This is a genomic window from Paraburkholderia tagetis, assembly GCF_022213065.1.
Lineage (GTDB): Bacteria > Pseudomonadota > Gammaproteobacteria > Burkholderiales > Burkholderiaceae > Paraburkholderia > Paraburkholderia tagetis.
Map to the genome: position 1 here is coordinate 23,210 of NZ_JAKLJA010000039.1, position 14,704 is coordinate 37,913.

Here is a 14,704-nt window from a genome sequence, read left to right on the forward strand (position 1 = left end):
GCCGATATGTCCACGAACCTCACCCTCACGCGCACTGCTGCGCATTCCACCGATACCGCCCGCCACGCCCGGGAGCGCAACGTGAATCTGCTGGAAGCCATGCGAATCTACGTGCGGGTCGTGGAGCGCGGCAGTATTTCCGGGGCGGCGCGCGACCTCGACATTGGTCAGCCGGCGGTAAGCGAACGCATCGAGCGGCTGGAGAAGTATCTGGGTTGCCAATTGCTGCTGCGCAACGCGCGCGCATTCCAATGCACGCCGGAGGGCATCATCTTCCACGAGCGCAGCAAGTCGGTGCTCGGCGCCGTCGAGCAGGCCGTCGCGGAGGTGTCGAACGAGGATCAGGTCGTCAAAGGCACGATCCGGATTGCCGCGCCGCATTGCTTTGGCGAAACCGTCCTGCCCGAAGGCCTCAAGCGCATCCGGGAGACATGGCCGCGGCTCGATATCGAACTCGTGCTGAACGACCGGCTGGCCGATCTCGTGACCGAGGGCGTGGATATTTCATTTCGACTCGGCCAGCCTGGCGACGGCGCGTTCATCGCCTACCCGCTCGGTCAGGTCGGCCGCTTGCTCGTGGCGTCGCCCGATTATCTGGGTCGGCATGCGGCTATCGTCGAACCCGTTGACCTCGCGAAGCACAGCTTCATTCGCGTCAAGGGCGCCTTCGATGCGGAGCAGTTGCCGTTGACCAACGGTACCAACGGCACCAACGGCACGGACATCGTCGACAGCATCGCGATCCGGACATCCATCAAGACCAACCATTGGCGGCCGATGTATGAAATGGTGCTGGCCGGAGTGGGCATTGGCGTGCTCGAAGCGCCGGCCGCACGCGATGCCATCGAGCACGGCAAGCTGGTGCAACTGCTGCCGCATTACGAAGTGCCTGCGCTTGCGCTGAACCTGCTGATTCGTCCGCAACGCCCGGTGCCGGTGCGCGTGCGCAAGATCGTCGATACACTCAAGGACTACGTGTCCGAAGTGTTCGAACCCGATCATCAAGCACAACGACGTTTCCGGCGAGGAGCAGATGATGAAACCTGAACGCACCAACCCGCGCCGCGGTTTCCTGCACAACCTGAAATGGATGATTATTCTCTGGTGCGTTGGCGTGGGCGCCACCGTTCTCCTGGTGCTTCCATTTCACCTTATCGTCACGGCGATGATGCACAAATAAGCGGCTGCGCAACTGCAACGGAAGCCGCCTCACTCAAGCAAAGTAAAAAGGCGGCTTCCGGATATCACGTCTGCGCTTCGAACGCCGCCTCTGCGCGAAGGTTTTCCAGGTCGCGGCCCACCGTCGCGACCGCGAGCCGCTTATTGCCGCGCCAGTATGTGGCGGCACACGCATGCACATCGGGATCGCCGTCGATATCGACGCGATCCCAGCCCTCTGCATGACCGACATAATTAACGGCGATGTCGTAATGCTGCGTCCAGAAAAACGGCACCGCGTCGAAGCGCCGTTGCTGGCCCAGTATGTTGCGTGCCGCGACCGCGCCCTGGCGCTCCGCCACGACCCAGTGCTCGACCCGGATGCGCGTGCCCGTGTGCACGTCCGGCCAGCGCGCGATATCGCCCGCGGCGTAGACATGCGGTGCGCTGGTCTGAAGATATTCATCCACCACCACGCCGCGATCGATTGCGAGACCCGCCTGCTGGGCCAGCGCGACTTCGGGATCGACGCCGATACCCGCCACCACGAGCTCGGCGGGCAATTCGTCGCCGCTCGAGAGCTTCACGCTATTCGCCGTGATTTCGCTGACGTCGGCGCCCGCGTGAAATACCACGCCGTGCGACTCGTGCAGCTTCTTCAGCATGTCGCCCAATGCCGGGCCCAGCACTCTTTCCATCGGATGCGCGCCACGCATGACCACGTGCACTTGCGCACCGCGCGTTCTCAACGCGGCGGCGGCTTCGAGTCCAATGAATCCCGCGCCCACCACGACGCAACGCTGCACCGTCGCGAGGCGCGCAATCAGCGCATCGCAATCGGCCAGCGAGCGCAGCACCATCACATGGGGTAATTGCGCGCCGGGCACCGCGAGCCGGATGGGCTTCGCACCGGTCGCCATGAGCAAGGCGCCGTAATGTTCACGCGTGCCACCGGAAAGCGTGATTTCCTGATTCGCCGGATCGAGCGTCACGACCTGCTGGCCGCAGCGCACATCGATACGCTGCTCCGCGTAGAACTCTGGCGAGCGTAGCGGCAGCCATGCGGGATCGGCCGTTCCCGCGAGATAGTCCTTCGAAAGATTTGGCCTGTCGTAGGGCGGCGAAGCGTCGGCGCTCCATAGGGTGATGGGGCCTTCGTAGCCCTCGCGCCGCAACGTCATGGCGGCGGCATTGGCGGCCGCGCCGCCGCCAATGATCGCGACAGACTCAGGCGCCTTCGCCTTCGCGTGGCCTGCCTTTGCCGATGGCGCCGCAAGCTGCGCTTCGCGCACGAAGACTCGCCCGCCCGACTGCTCCACGCGCCAGCATTTGAGGCCGTCGAGCGCGGGGGCGTGCTCCACCTGCCCGGTGCGCAGGCAAAACGCTGCGTGGTGCCACGGGCAGCGGATCGTCTCGCCCACCACGAGGCCATCGGCCAGCGGCCCGCCGTAGTGCGTGCACGTCGCGCCAACAGCGAACAATGCCTCGCCCTTGCGCACGAGCAGCACGGACTCGTCGCCCACCTGCCCAGTCAATATGCCTTCGTCGGCGATATCCTCCAGCGGCACACCCTTGGTGAAGTCGCGTTCGGACGCAGTAGTTGAATCCTTCGACATTGCACCCTCCTTATCAGCGCGCGCACGACGCTGCCAGTTTGCCCACTGTGACAATGGCCTGCTCGATCTCGCTCGACCACGGGCTGCTGTAATTGAGCCGGATGAAATTGCGGTAAATGTCGGAGATCGAAAACATATAGCCGGGACCAATTGTGATGCCGCGCTCCAGCGCCATCTGGTACAGCTTCATCGAATCGACCTTCGCCGGCAACTCCACCCACAGCACGTAGCCTCCCGCCGGGTTCGACATGCGCGTGCCCGCAGGAAAAAAACGCGTGACCATCGCCTTCATCATATTCGCCTGCTGCGCATAGTTCTTGCGCACGCGCCGCAGGTGATGCTCATAACCATCGCGCTCGAGAAACTCCGCAATGGCCAGTTGAGGAATCACGGAAGTCGTGAGCGTATTCAGAAATTTGAGCTTCTCGACCTGGTCGCGATAGCGGCCCGGTAAAGCCCAGCCGATGCGGTATGCCGCAGTGAGGCTTTTCGAAAACGAACCGCAGTGCAGCACGATGCCCTTCTGGTCATATGATTTCAAGGTCGACGGATGTGAATCGCCGAAATACAGTTCGTTATAGACGCCATTCTCGATAACGGGAATCTGCGCGTTGCCGAGCATCTCGACGAGTTCGCGCTTGCGTTCGTCGGGCATTTGAAAGCCCAATGGATTCTGGAAATTCGGCATCACCATGCAGGCCGCAATGGGTTGCGATTCGATGATCTTCGCAAGCGCCTCGATTTCAATGCCGTACTCGGGGTGTGTCGCCACCTCGATGACCTTCATGCCCGAGCGCTCGATGGCGTGCAGCATCGCGTAGAACGTGGGCGACTCCACGGCGATCACGTCGCCCGGTTTGGCGACCGCTTGCAAGCACAGGTTAATCGCCTCCGTGGCGCCCATCGTTACGATGATCTCGTTCGGGTCCACGGCCATGCCGTTTTCCAGGTAGCGCCGCGCAATTTGGCGCACGAGATCGGGGCAACCCGGCGGCAACGCATTGGTGATACCCCAGAGCGCCTTGTTGCGCCCGACCGCCGACGCATAGCGGTTGAGCTTTTCGAACGGAAAGAGCGTTGGATCGGGATAGGGCGAACCGAGCGGAACGGCATCGTCGGCGCCAATCGAGCGCAAGGTGGAAAGCACGAGGCGGCTCACGTCGACAGTGGCCGATACGGCAATGGGCCGCGTCGGGCGCAACTCGTCCGCGTGCTGCTTGTCCCCCGCCATTCTCAAGCTCACGAAGTAACCCGATTGCGGACGGCTTTCCAGCACGCCCCGGCTTTCGAGCAGCAAATACGCGCGAATCACGGTGGTGATACTGATGCGATGCTGCTGACTCGCCTGCCGAACCGATGGAACCCGGTCGCCCGGACGATAAACGCCTTTGCGGATGAGCGTTTCAACGTCGTCCGCGAGCTTCTCGTAGAGTTTCACCGCCTTCTCTCCCCGGTCTATTTTTTGATTCTCGATGCACACAGCACAGTCGTTCCAGTGTACGGCTACGCGCCGAACTGTACTCTAAAAAAGCCGGCAACTCTGTGCGTCTTGCAATGGCTCAATAACTTCTATTCTTGTACTGACCGAACGCGATGAGAATCAGCCCACGCAATTCGAAGGCTCGATAGGCAATACCGGAGGAGTCGAATTTCGCATCGAATCCGATATCTAGTATCGGTTGGTCCACTGTTCCCATCGGCCAGCCCCGCTCATAGAATTTGAGCTGTCCAATTGTCCCTTTTTGTCGTCACGGATATACCAAAGCATTTCAGGCAGAGCGGCGCCCTTCTAGCGGCGTCGTTTGAACCACTACGGAGTTTCCTATGACCAAGCAACGCGAAGTGCCGGGCATCCACCCCTACGATGGGCCAGCTGGCGGCTGGGGCGCGCTGCGGGCGACCGCTCAAGCCATCCGGCAGCAAATGGAAAGCATCGAGGCGCCCATCGTCTTGCTGCGCACGAACCAGCCCGACGGGTTCGATTGCCCCGGCTGCGCATGGCCCGACAAGGAGCACCGCTCGACCTTCCAGTTCTGCGAGAACGGCGCCAAGGCCGTGACCTGGGAGGCCACGACCAAACGCGTGCCGCCCGAGTTCTTCGCCGCCAATACCGTCACCTCGCTGCTCCAGAAGACCGATTTCGAACTGGAAGACATGGGCCGGCTCACGCACCCGCTCGTCTACGACCGCGCGACCGACACATTCCGCGCCGTGGACTGGGAAGACGCGTTTGCACGCATCGGCGAGATTCTGCGCGCGCTTTCGCCGGACGAGGTCGAGTTCTACACGTCCGGGCGCGCGTCGAACGAAGCCGCGTATCTGTATCAATTGTTCGCCCGCGAATACGGCACGAACAATTTCCCCGATTGCTCGAATATGTGCCACGAGCCTACTAGCGTGGGGCTGCCGCAATCGATCGGCATCGGCAAGGGCACGGTCTCGCTCGAAGACTTCGACACCACCGAACTCATCATCGCCATTGGCCACAACCCGGGCACGAACCATCCGCGCATGATGGGGACGCTCCATGAGGCCTCGCGGCGCGGCGTGCCCATCATCGTCTTCAACCCGCTGCGCGAGCGCGCGCTCGAACGCTTCGCCGACCCGCAGAGCATGTTCGAGATGGCCACCTTCAGCTCGACGCGCATCGCCTCGACGTATTTCCAGGTCGACGCGGGCGGCGACGCAGCCGCGCTCAAGGGCATCATGAAGGCGCTGCTCGCGATGGAAGCCGAGCAAGGCAACGTGCTCGACAAGGCCTTCATTGCCACGCATACGCAGGGATTCGATGCATTCGCAGCGGACCTCGAAGCCACCTCATGGGACGACATCGAAAAAGCGAGCGGCCTCACGCGGCCCGATCTCGAGCACGTTGCGATCGCCTATGCGAAGTCGAACGCGACCATCGTGACCTACGGCATGGGCGTCACCCAGCACAACAAAGGCACGGCGAACGTGCGGCTGATTGCCGACCTGCTGCTCATGCGCGGCAACTTCGGCAAGCCTGGCGCCGGTATTTGCCCGCTGCGCGGCCACTCCAATGTGCAGGGCAACCGCACGGTGGGCATTACTGAAAAGCCTTCGAAAGCATTCCTGAAGCTGATTGAAGACGCGTGCGGTTTCACGCCGCCGTCCTGGCACGGACACGACGCGGTTCAGGCCATGCAGGCGATGATCGACGGCAAGGCCCGCGCGCTGATCTGCCTTGGGGGAAACTTCGCGGTCGCGCTGCCGGATTCCGGGCAGTCCTTCCCCGCCATGGCCGGACTCGACCTTGGCGTGCATATTGGCACCAAGCTCAATCGCACGCACTTGCTAGTCTCTAAGGAAACCTATATTTTCCCGTGCCTGGGCCGCACGGAGCTCGACATGCAAACCAGCGGCAGACAGTCGATCACGGTGGAGGACTCCATGTCGATGGTCCACGCGTCGGCCGGAAAGCTCACGCCCGCCTCCGAGCACCTGCGCTCCGAGCCCGCCATCGTGGCCGGCATGGCGCGCGCGGCGCTCCCCGAAAGCAAGGTGCCGTGGATGGAATTGATCGCCGATTACGACAAAATCCGCGACCTCATCGAAAGAACCGTGCCGGGCTTCGAAGACTTCAACGCGCGCATTCGCGTGCCGGGCGGTTTCCGTCTGCCGCTTCCGCCCACCGAGCGCCAGTGGCACACGCCTTCGGGCAAGGCCATGTTCTCGGTCTATGGCGGCGTGAAGGAAGACGCCGACGTATTCGGCGCGCAAGACGTGCTGCGGCTCATCACGATCCGCAGTCACGACCAGTACAACACCACGATCTACGCGATGGACGACCGCTATCGCGGCGTCTTCGGGCGACGCGACGTGCTCTTCATGAACGAAGAGGACATGGCTGAAAAAGGCATCGAGCAAGGCGACAAGGTCGACATCGAAACGCTCACCCCAGGCCGCACGCTGCGTCTCGCGAACCTCACGGCAATCGTCTACAGCATTGCGAAGGGTTCGGTGGCGGCGTACTACCCGGAAGCGAACGTGCTCGTGCCGCTCGATTACATCGACAAGGAAAGCGGCACGCCGTCGTACAAGTCCGTGCCGGTACGCGTCGTGCGCGCTGCCGCCTGACCCTGCACCGCGCGGCACGCTGAAGCGCACCAAAGCGCTGCGCACTCGCGTCCGTCCGGCCGGACCGTGATTTTCCCGGCCGGACATTGTTTCCCGCACGCTAATGCAACCTGGAGCACCGACCCATCATGCAAATCTTCGACGCAATTCATCTCGCCAGGCTGCAATTCGCGTTCACGGTCTCGTTTCATATCGTCTTTCCCGCTATCAGCATCGGCATGGCGAGCTTTCTTGCCGTGCTCGAATGGCGCCTGCTGCTGACCGGCGACGTGGCCTACAAGGACATGTACCGCTTCTGGTCCAAGATCTTCGCCGTGGGCTTCGGCATGGGCGTGGTCTCGGGCGTCGTGATGGCCTACGAGTTCGGCACGAACTGGAGCGGCTTTTCGACCATCGCCGGCAATATCACGGGGCCGTTGCTCACCTATGAAGTCTTGACGGCCTTCTTTCTCGAAGCGGGCTTTCTCGGCGTCATGCTGTTCGGCTGGAATCGCGTGAGCCCCAAGGCGCACTTCTTCGCGACGCTGATGGTGGCCGTCGGCACGCTGATCTCCACCTTCTGGATTCTTTCGTCCAACAGTTTCATGCAGACGCCCCAGGGCTACGCCATCGAGAACGGCCGCATCGTGCCGGTGGACTGGTTCAAGGTGATCTTCAACCCATCGTTTCCGTTCAGGCTCGTGCACATGACAATAGCCGCGTTTATCGTCGCGGCGTTCATCGTGGCGGCATGCGGCGCCTGGCACCTGCTGCACGGACGGCGCGACGTGCCGGTCAAGCGCAGCTTTTCGATGGCGCTCTGGATGCTACTGGTGCTGGCTCCGGTGCAGATTCTCGTGGGCGATGCGCACGGCCTGAATACGCGTGAATATCAGCCGGCCAAGATTGCGGCAATCGAAGGGCTGTGGGAAACCGAGCATGGCGGCACGTCGCTCAATCTCATTGGCCTGCCCGATATGAATGCGGAAGTCACGCGCTACGCCATCAAGATTCCACATCTGGGCAGCCTGATTCTCACGCATAGCTGGAATGGCGAGATTCGCGGTCTCAAGGAATTTCCGCCGCAAGACCGCCCGTATTCGCCCATCGTGTTCTGGACTTTCCGCCTCATGGCCGGGCTCGGCATGCTGATGCTGCTGGTCGCGCTGCTGGGTCTCTGGCTGCGCCCGCGCGGGCGCCTCTATGAAACGCGCTGGTATCAATGGTTCGTCTTTTGCATGGGGCCGTCCGGCATCCTGGCGCTGCTGGCCGGCTGGATCACAACCGAAGTGGGCCGCCAACCGTGGACCGTGTACGGCATCGTTCGCACCGTGGATTCGGTATCGCCCATCGGCGCGCAGCAGGCCGGCGTTTCGTTGCTGATACTCGTGATCGTGTATTTCCTCGTGTTCGGCACGGGCGTCTACTACATGTTGAAGTTGATGAAAAAAGGCCCTGCGCACGGCGTCGAAAGCCGTGAATCGCTGAAGTATCCCGGGTTGCACAACCGTGCGCTCGACGCCGTGTCTGAGGAGTGACGCCATGCAAATCGATCTTCCCGTTATCTGGGCCGCCATTATCGGACTCGGCGTCTTCATCTATGTGATGCTCGACGGCTTCGATCTTGGCATTGGCTTGCTGTTTCCTTTCTTCGAAGGCAAAGGCGAGCGCGAGGTGATGCTCAATACCGTTGCGCCGGTCTGGGACGGCAACGAGACATTTCTCGTGCTCGGCGGCGCCGGCCTTTATGGCGCATTTCCAGTGGTCTATTCGACGCTGCTGCCGGCCAACTACATGCCGCTCATACTCATGGTGGTGGGTCTGATTTTCCGTGGCGCTGCGTTCGAACTGCGCGCGAAGGCCACGCGCACGCAGCACGCCTGGGACCTCGCGTTCATCGGCGGCTCGGCGCTCGCGGCCATGTGCCAGGGCATCGTGCTGGGCTCGCTGCTGCAAGGCATCAAGATCGTCGACGACAAGTTCGCGGGCGACCCGTTCGACTGGTTCTCGCCGTTCAGCGTGTTTTGCGGATTTGGGGTTCTGATTACTTACGCGGCGCTCGGCTGCGGCTGGCTCATTCTCAAGACCGACGGCGAATTGCAGCGCAAGATGCGCGTACTCATGCGGCCGCTCACCGCCGTGCTGCTGGGCGCCATTGGCGTGGTGAGCCTGTGGACGGTGCTGGGCCTGCCGGCCGTGGAGCAGCGCTGGTTTGCGAGCGGCAATCTTGGCTGGTTCCTGCCGGTGCCCATTCTCGTGCTGGTGTGCGTCGCGTGCATCTTCCGCTCGGTGCGGCTCGAGCACGAAGCCATGCCCTTCCTGCTCACGCTGGCGATTTGCTTTCTCGGCTACACCGGGCTCGTCATCAGCATCTGGCCGTACATCATTCCGCCGTCGCTGACGATCTGGGAAGCCTCGTCGAGCCATTCGAGCCAGCTCTTCACGCTCGTGGGCACGGCCATCGTGCTGCCGGTCATTCTCGTCTACAACGCCATGCAATATCGCGTATTCCGCGGCAAGGTTCGCGAAGGAGACCCGGGCTATCACTAAAAATTCATTACACAAGAAGAGCACATCATGATTGTGAGGCCCAGGGAGAACTGGTTTCGGCTGCTGTTCATATGGAATGGTTCGGTGCTGCAATCGATCATTCCGCAACTGATATTCATGGCGGTCGTGAGCAGTCTCGCCGTATTTACGCACGGGCGCGTATTCGGCGAGAAGATCCCGCTGAATACCGCTCCCTTCACGCTATTCGGCGTGGCGCTCGCAATCTTTCTGGCGTTTCGCAACAACGCCAGCTATGAGCGATTCAACGAGGCGCGCCATTTGTGGGGAAGCCTGCTGAACGCCGCGCGAGCGCTCACGTCGCAAGCGCTTTGCTATATCCCGGAGCGTCGCGATACCTTGCGCATGGCCCAGCAACTCATTGGGTTCGTGTATGCGCTCAAGCATGAATTGCGCGGCACCGACCCCACGCAGGATTTTGTGCGCCTGCTCGGAAACGAGCAGGCCGAACGATTGCACGACCGGGCCTACAAACCCATTGCGATTCTCAACGAGATTCGCCGTGAACTGGCCAGCCCGCCAAACGGGAGCCACACGTCCGATACGAAGCTCTGGATGTTCGACGCGCAGGTCAACGAACTGGGCAGGATAGTAGGCGGCTGCGAGCGCATTGCTTCCACGCCCATACCGTTTGCCTACAACGTGCTATTGCACCGGACCGTCTACGCCTATTGCGTATTGCTGCCGTTCGGGCTGGTCGATTCGACGGAGTTCTTCACGCCCCTGCTCTGCGTGTTCATCTCCTATACGCTGATCGCGCTCGAAGCCATCGCGAGCGAAGTGGCCGAGCCGTTCAGCACCGCGCCGAACGCGCTGGCGCTCGACGCGATGACGCGCAATATCGAGCGCACCGTGCTCGAACTATGCGGGCGCCCGCTTCCCGAACCGGTCAAACCGGTGCGCGCATATCAACTCACTTGAGCGCGCGATATTTCAAATAGAAGTTATACGGGCTTTAACGCCGATGCCAACACGACCCACCCCGCGTTGGCCGACATCAGCTTTCTGAGCGGCCTGTACACACGGTCACCGCGCCGGATGCTCGCGCCCGTCAACGCGCATATGCCGCCCTTTCTCGCGATGCACAGCCGCCATGGCTGCTCCGAGTATCGCCCGCTCGTGGAATCGCTCCATGACACCGAAACCAGATTCTCGGACCACGTTTCCACGACCGCCAGATGCGCGCGCAGCGCTGGCATGGCTTGCCCGGCAGCCCGATCAGGGCTTGCCGGAGCACGACGCGATTGACTGCACGAATCGTCGTTGTGCTTGCCGCGCGAGGCTGGGCCCCCGCTTAGCAGGCTGAGCGTGTGCTTCCATGCATCGACGGCACCGAGCTTTCGCATCTTCTGCCTCCCCAAGGTTGCGTTCGCATGCGCACGTTCAAGGAATCGCACGGCCGTGCTAACCCTTGATTCGTATTCCAGAATGCCTTACAGAATGCTTAAAAACACGATGACTGGCTCACGGAAGAACGAACCCCGTTTATTGCATGCTAGCACCTCAAATTCGAAAGTGTTCAATTTCGATGCGATACTTTGAATCGGAAAGAATGGCGTCTCAATGACGGCAGCGATGGCAACGGCACGTCACTCAGAGCGCGTCGAGCGGATAAATCGGCCTGCGGACCTTTTTGAATTCGAGCTTGCCATAATCGGAAGTGCACACGCCAACGCCCGCGCATTCGATCACCTCGCGCGCGAGATCGCCGAAACCGGCGCGCCAATGCACGCGGCTCTTGAGCACGATATAGCGCTTTTGAGTCGGGTCGATGCCCACCGAAGAAAGGCAATTCAGATCGAACGGCTCCTGGTGCGCGGAAACCACCACGATCTCGACCTTGCCCGTATCGAGCACCACGGTCGGCCCGCTGTTGTTGAGCGCGCCGCGATACATGGGGCCGCGATTGCGATACATGCCGTCGAAAATCAGCTTGACGCGCGCCGACACTTCGAGCGGACGGCTCGATTCGGAGAGCGCCGGCATGGGCAGCTTGCCGCCCAGTTCCAGCGTGACCTCGTTGCCGATACCCGTGGCAATGGCCCGCTGCACCGCCTGCGGATCGCAAATGGCGAAAAACACGGCATTGTCGAGGTCTTGCCGCAACACCTCCGCGAGCACCTCGGTGGTGTCCATCGTGCCGCCCGAGGCGGTGTTGTCGCAATGATCGAGCAGCACGAGCGGACCGGTGACGCTCGAAGCCCTGGCGCGCGCCACCGATTGCGCAAGCGGCTCGCTCGCATAAAGGAACTGCTCGCGCGCGCGCCATGCGTCATCGAGCAGTGCATCGCGCATCCCGGCGGCCTTCGCGGCATTGCCGTCGGTGCACACCACCACGCTGAGACCCGCGTTTGCGATATCGGCATTGGGAAAGCCCACGAAAAGCGAGGCCGCGAGCGCCTCGCGCTCCTCGTATCGCATGCAGTTTGCTTGCAGCGATTGGTTCGGCTCCGTGTGGGTGCCCTGACGCATCACATGCGGCAGCATCGGCTTGTTGCCCCACGCCATGACCGGGCGAATCTCGCCCGCGATCGTGCGGGCGATCACGCGCGCAGCGCGCTCGCCTGCTTCGTACATGTCGACGTGCGGGTAGGTGTGATAGCCGGTGACGACTGTTGCGTGTTTAACGATGTCGTCATAGAGATTCGCGTGCATGTCGAGTGTCACGCCTACCGGCGTATGCGGATCGATCTCGCGCAGGCGTTTGAGCAGCGTACCTTCGCCATCGTCGAGCGACTGTGTGACCATCGCTCCGTGCAGGTCGAGCAGGATGCCGTCGTAACCGCCTTGCGCTACCGCGTCGAGAATCAGGCCAGTGATTCGGCGGTAAGCGTCGTCTTCGACCGGGCCGCTCGGGAACGCGTCGGCGGCTACGGGTAGTGTGATTTGGGCGTTTAGCTGTTCCGCGACGTCGATGTATGCGCCTAATGCTCCGCCAGTGCCGCGGTAGGCCTCCAGCGCGGCATCGCCCGCTACCGCGCCGCCCCCTTTGCGGAAGAAGCGTTCGAATGGGGTCGGTACTGGAGAAAATGTGTTGGTTTCGTGTTTGAACATCGCGAGGAGTAAATGCATGGTTGTCTCTCCTTTTTTGGGCTGTCTTGGGTCGGTTATGAGATTGCGCGTTTCCTTGTGTTCGTGTCGGTCTATTAGCGTTGCCCCTGTGCGGGGCGGCACCTACTTTTCTTTGCAGCCGCAAAGAAAAGTAGGCAAAAGAAAGCGGCTCAAACCGCCAGTGTGACGCCGTCCACCTCTTGCCGTTAATCGGAGCGGTTCCGGGGCATCCGTCACCTCGCACATTCAACGTTAGTGACAAAGGACTCATTCATCCCGCTGCTCGCTACGCGCGCAGCGGTCGGGTATGCATGGGAAACCAGGCGTGCTGCCTGGGTACTCGAATACGCGTGCGCTGCATCAATTCGTATGCATTCCTCTGGTTTGGGATTATGCCCCACGGCGCGCGAAGCGCCGCCGGAGGGATGAGTCCTTAGTCACTCCGTTGTGCGGCGCGTGGTGACAGACGCTCCGGAACCGCTCCGATTAAAGGCAAGTGGTCCACTGCGTCACACTAGCGGTTTGAGCGGCTTTCTTTTGCCTACTTTTCTTTGCCGCTGCAAAGAAAAGTAGGTGCCGCCCCGCACAGGGGCAACCCAGGCAGACCGACACGAAAACAAGGAAACGCGAAAAACCCAAATAAACCACGCATTTAACCAGCACGCCAAATAAAACCATCATCAACCGGAAAAACAGGCCGCAAGAGCCGCGTATACCGATAGAGCCCATAATCCGACCCAGTAACACCTCGGCTATCACATTCAACGAGCCCCGCCGCGATCGGCACAAACACCGGCCTGCAATACATGCGCGATTTAAGCAACAAAAAGCGAGCACGACGCGGATCGACCCCCACGCTCTCAAACACACCCAGATCCCAGGGTTCATGCGTACGCTCGGTAACAACCAGCGTGGCCGCACCAATATCAAGCACCGCCGCACGCCCCATATAAGCGCGCTGCCCGGTATAAGTCGGCCCGGTAATCACATATTCCCCATCGGTGATAGCCCGCACGACACCCGTAGCCATAAACGGCGCGCGCGCCGCAGCACCTTCACGCGTGAGCTTATTCCCAATGCCAATCGTCACCCGCGCGCCCACCCCCGCTTCGATCAACGCGGCAACGGCCTCAGGGTCGCACAGCGGACCGCTCACCATCCCCGTGAGCCCCTGCGCAAGCGCCACTTCAAGCAAATCCATCGTGTCGCAAGTACCGCCCGACATACAGTTATCGCCGTGATCGAGCAAAAGCACTGGCTTGCCTGTACCGTGCGTGCCCTGCGCTTCCCGAGCGAGCTGCGCCGCATGCGCAACCGATTCCGCAAGCGGCGGGCTGCGATAAACGAAGTCGCTGCGTTCATCCCAGATCTGCCGTGCGATACGTTCAGCGACCGCTTCAGCCGCCGTGGCATCACCGTCACCCACAACCACCACGCTAATGCACGGCGCGGGAATATCCGCGAGCGAGAAGCCCGCGAGCACAGAAACGGCCAGCATGCCCTCGGCTTCGGCGGCACGCGCGGCCTCGATGGCGCGGCGCATCGCGCCATCGGCGCTCGAACTGCGCAGCGTGGACGTGAGCAGCGGCGGCTGCCGCCACGCGAGCACCGGATGCGCCTGCCCCTTGATACGCGCAAGCAAAAGGCGCGCGGCGTGTTCGCCGGTTTCGTACATATCCACGTGCGGATAAGTCTTGAAGCTCACGATCACGTCCGCGTTGTCGATCATCTTCTGCGTGACGTTGCCATGCAGATCGAGTGCAACCGCAATCGGCGCACGGGGAAGCGCGGCGCGCACGCGTTCGAGCAAATCGCCTTCGCCGTCCGGCGTCTGCTCGGCGACCATCGCACCGTGCAGGTCGAGCATCACGGCGTCGCAACCGGGTGCGGCCGCAACGATCGCAGCGCAGATCGCATCGTATGCGGCGGCGGCCACCGGTCCACTCGGATTCGCCGAGGCCGACACCGGCGTCACGATCTGCGCGCCTTCACGCTCGGCCGCGTCGATGAACGCCGACATGGCCGTGCGCATGCCCTTGTTCTCGCGGTAGGCGTCCTCGCGCCATGCGGGGCCGTTGCCGCCGAATGCGGCCAGCGGCGTCGCGACCGGCGAGAACGTGTTGGTCTCGTGATTCATGCGGGCGATGAGGATTTTCATGCCGCGTCCCCTGCGGCCGCGCCCGTCGCGGCGTCACGAGTCGATTCCTGAACTTGCATCGATGAGGTTCCTTACG

General features: G+C 61.8%; 11 protein-coding genes. 6 read left to right on the forward strand and 5 right to left on the reverse strand.

The features are described from left to right. The first annotated feature begins 81 nt into the window (after window positions 1–81). Both L5014_RS30545 and L5014_RS30550 read left to right on the forward strand, forming a co-directional pair. Window positions 82–1,047 carry a LysR family transcriptional regulator gene (locus L5014_RS30545; RefSeq protein WP_238467564.1) on the forward strand — a complete coding sequence of 322 codons (966 nt, stop codon included), beginning with the start codon at window positions 82–84 and terminating at the stop codon, window positions 1,045–1,047. After that, the gene (locus L5014_RS30550; protein ID WP_238467526.1) at window positions 1,034–1,180 is read left to right on the forward strand and encodes a hypothetical protein; all 147 of its coding nucleotides are present in this window, start codon (window positions 1,034–1,036) and stop codon (window positions 1,178–1,180) included. Before L5014_RS30545 ends, L5014_RS30550 begins: the two co-directional genes overlap by 14 nt. A gap of 64 nt (window positions 1,181–1,244) precedes the next feature. Here the strand turns inward: L5014_RS30550 and L5014_RS30555 are convergent, their stop codons facing one another. Together L5014_RS30555 and L5014_RS30560 are read right to left on the reverse strand one after the other, a co-directional pair. Next, window positions 1,245–2,774 (reverse strand): FAD-dependent oxidoreductase, encoded by a 1,530-nt coding sequence (locus tag L5014_RS30555; RefSeq protein ID WP_238467527.1) that lies wholly within the window; start codon window positions 2,772–2,774, stop codon window positions 1,245–1,247. Window positions 2,775–2,787: 13 nt separating this feature from the next. Beyond that, on the reverse strand, window positions 2,788–4,212 hold the full coding sequence (locus L5014_RS30560; RefSeq protein WP_238467528.1) for an aminotransferase-like domain-containing protein: 1,425 nt from the start codon (window positions 4,210–4,212) through the stop codon (window positions 2,788–2,790). Window positions 4,213–4,598: 386 nt separating this feature from the next. On the opposite strand from L5014_RS30560, the gene L5014_RS30565 reads away from it, so the two are divergent. From L5014_RS30565 to L5014_RS30580, 4 genes are all read left to right on the forward strand, one after another. Further along, on the forward strand, window positions 4,599–6,872 hold the full coding sequence (locus L5014_RS30565) for an FdhF/YdeP family oxidoreductase (RefSeq protein ID WP_238467529.1): 2,274 nt from the start codon (window positions 4,599–4,601) through the stop codon (window positions 6,870–6,872). A 128-nt stretch (window positions 6,873–7,000) separates the two neighbouring features. Beyond that, the gene (locus tag L5014_RS30570; protein ID WP_238467530.1) at window positions 7,001–8,389 is read left to right on the forward strand and encodes a cytochrome ubiquinol oxidase subunit I; all 1,389 of its coding nucleotides are present in this window, start codon (window positions 7,001–7,003) and stop codon (window positions 8,387–8,389) included. A gap of 4 nt (window positions 8,390–8,393) precedes the next feature. Further along, a complete protein-coding gene (gene cydB / locus L5014_RS30575; RefSeq protein WP_238467531.1) occupies window positions 8,394–9,401 on the forward strand; it encodes a cytochrome d ubiquinol oxidase subunit II in 1,008 nt (335 codons plus the stop codon). Between the two features lie 27 nt (window positions 9,402–9,428). Then, a complete protein-coding gene (locus tag L5014_RS30580) occupies window positions 9,429–10,340 on the forward strand; it encodes a bestrophin family protein (RefSeq protein ID WP_238467532.1) in 912 nt (303 codons plus the stop codon). Between the two features lie 23 nt (window positions 10,341–10,363). On the opposite strand, the gene L5014_RS38875 is transcribed toward L5014_RS30580, so the two are convergent. From L5014_RS38875 to L5014_RS30595, 3 genes are all read right to left on the reverse strand, one after another. Next, a complete protein-coding gene (locus L5014_RS38875) occupies window positions 10,364–10,765 on the reverse strand; it encodes a DUF3331 domain-containing protein (RefSeq protein ID WP_338019357.1) in 402 nt (133 codons plus the stop codon). 247 nt (window positions 10,766–11,012) lie between these two features. Next, window positions 11,013–12,491 carry a M81 family metallopeptidase gene (locus tag L5014_RS30590; RefSeq protein WP_238467533.1) on the reverse strand — a complete coding sequence of 493 codons (1,479 nt, stop codon included), beginning with the start codon at window positions 12,489–12,491 and terminating at the stop codon, window positions 11,013–11,015. 631 nt (window positions 12,492–13,122) lie between these two features. Further along, on the reverse strand, window positions 13,123–14,628 hold the full coding sequence (locus tag L5014_RS30595) for a M81 family metallopeptidase (RefSeq protein WP_238467534.1): 1,506 nt from the start codon (window positions 14,626–14,628) through the stop codon (window positions 13,123–13,125). Between the last annotated feature and the right edge of the window lie 76 nt (window positions 14,629–14,704).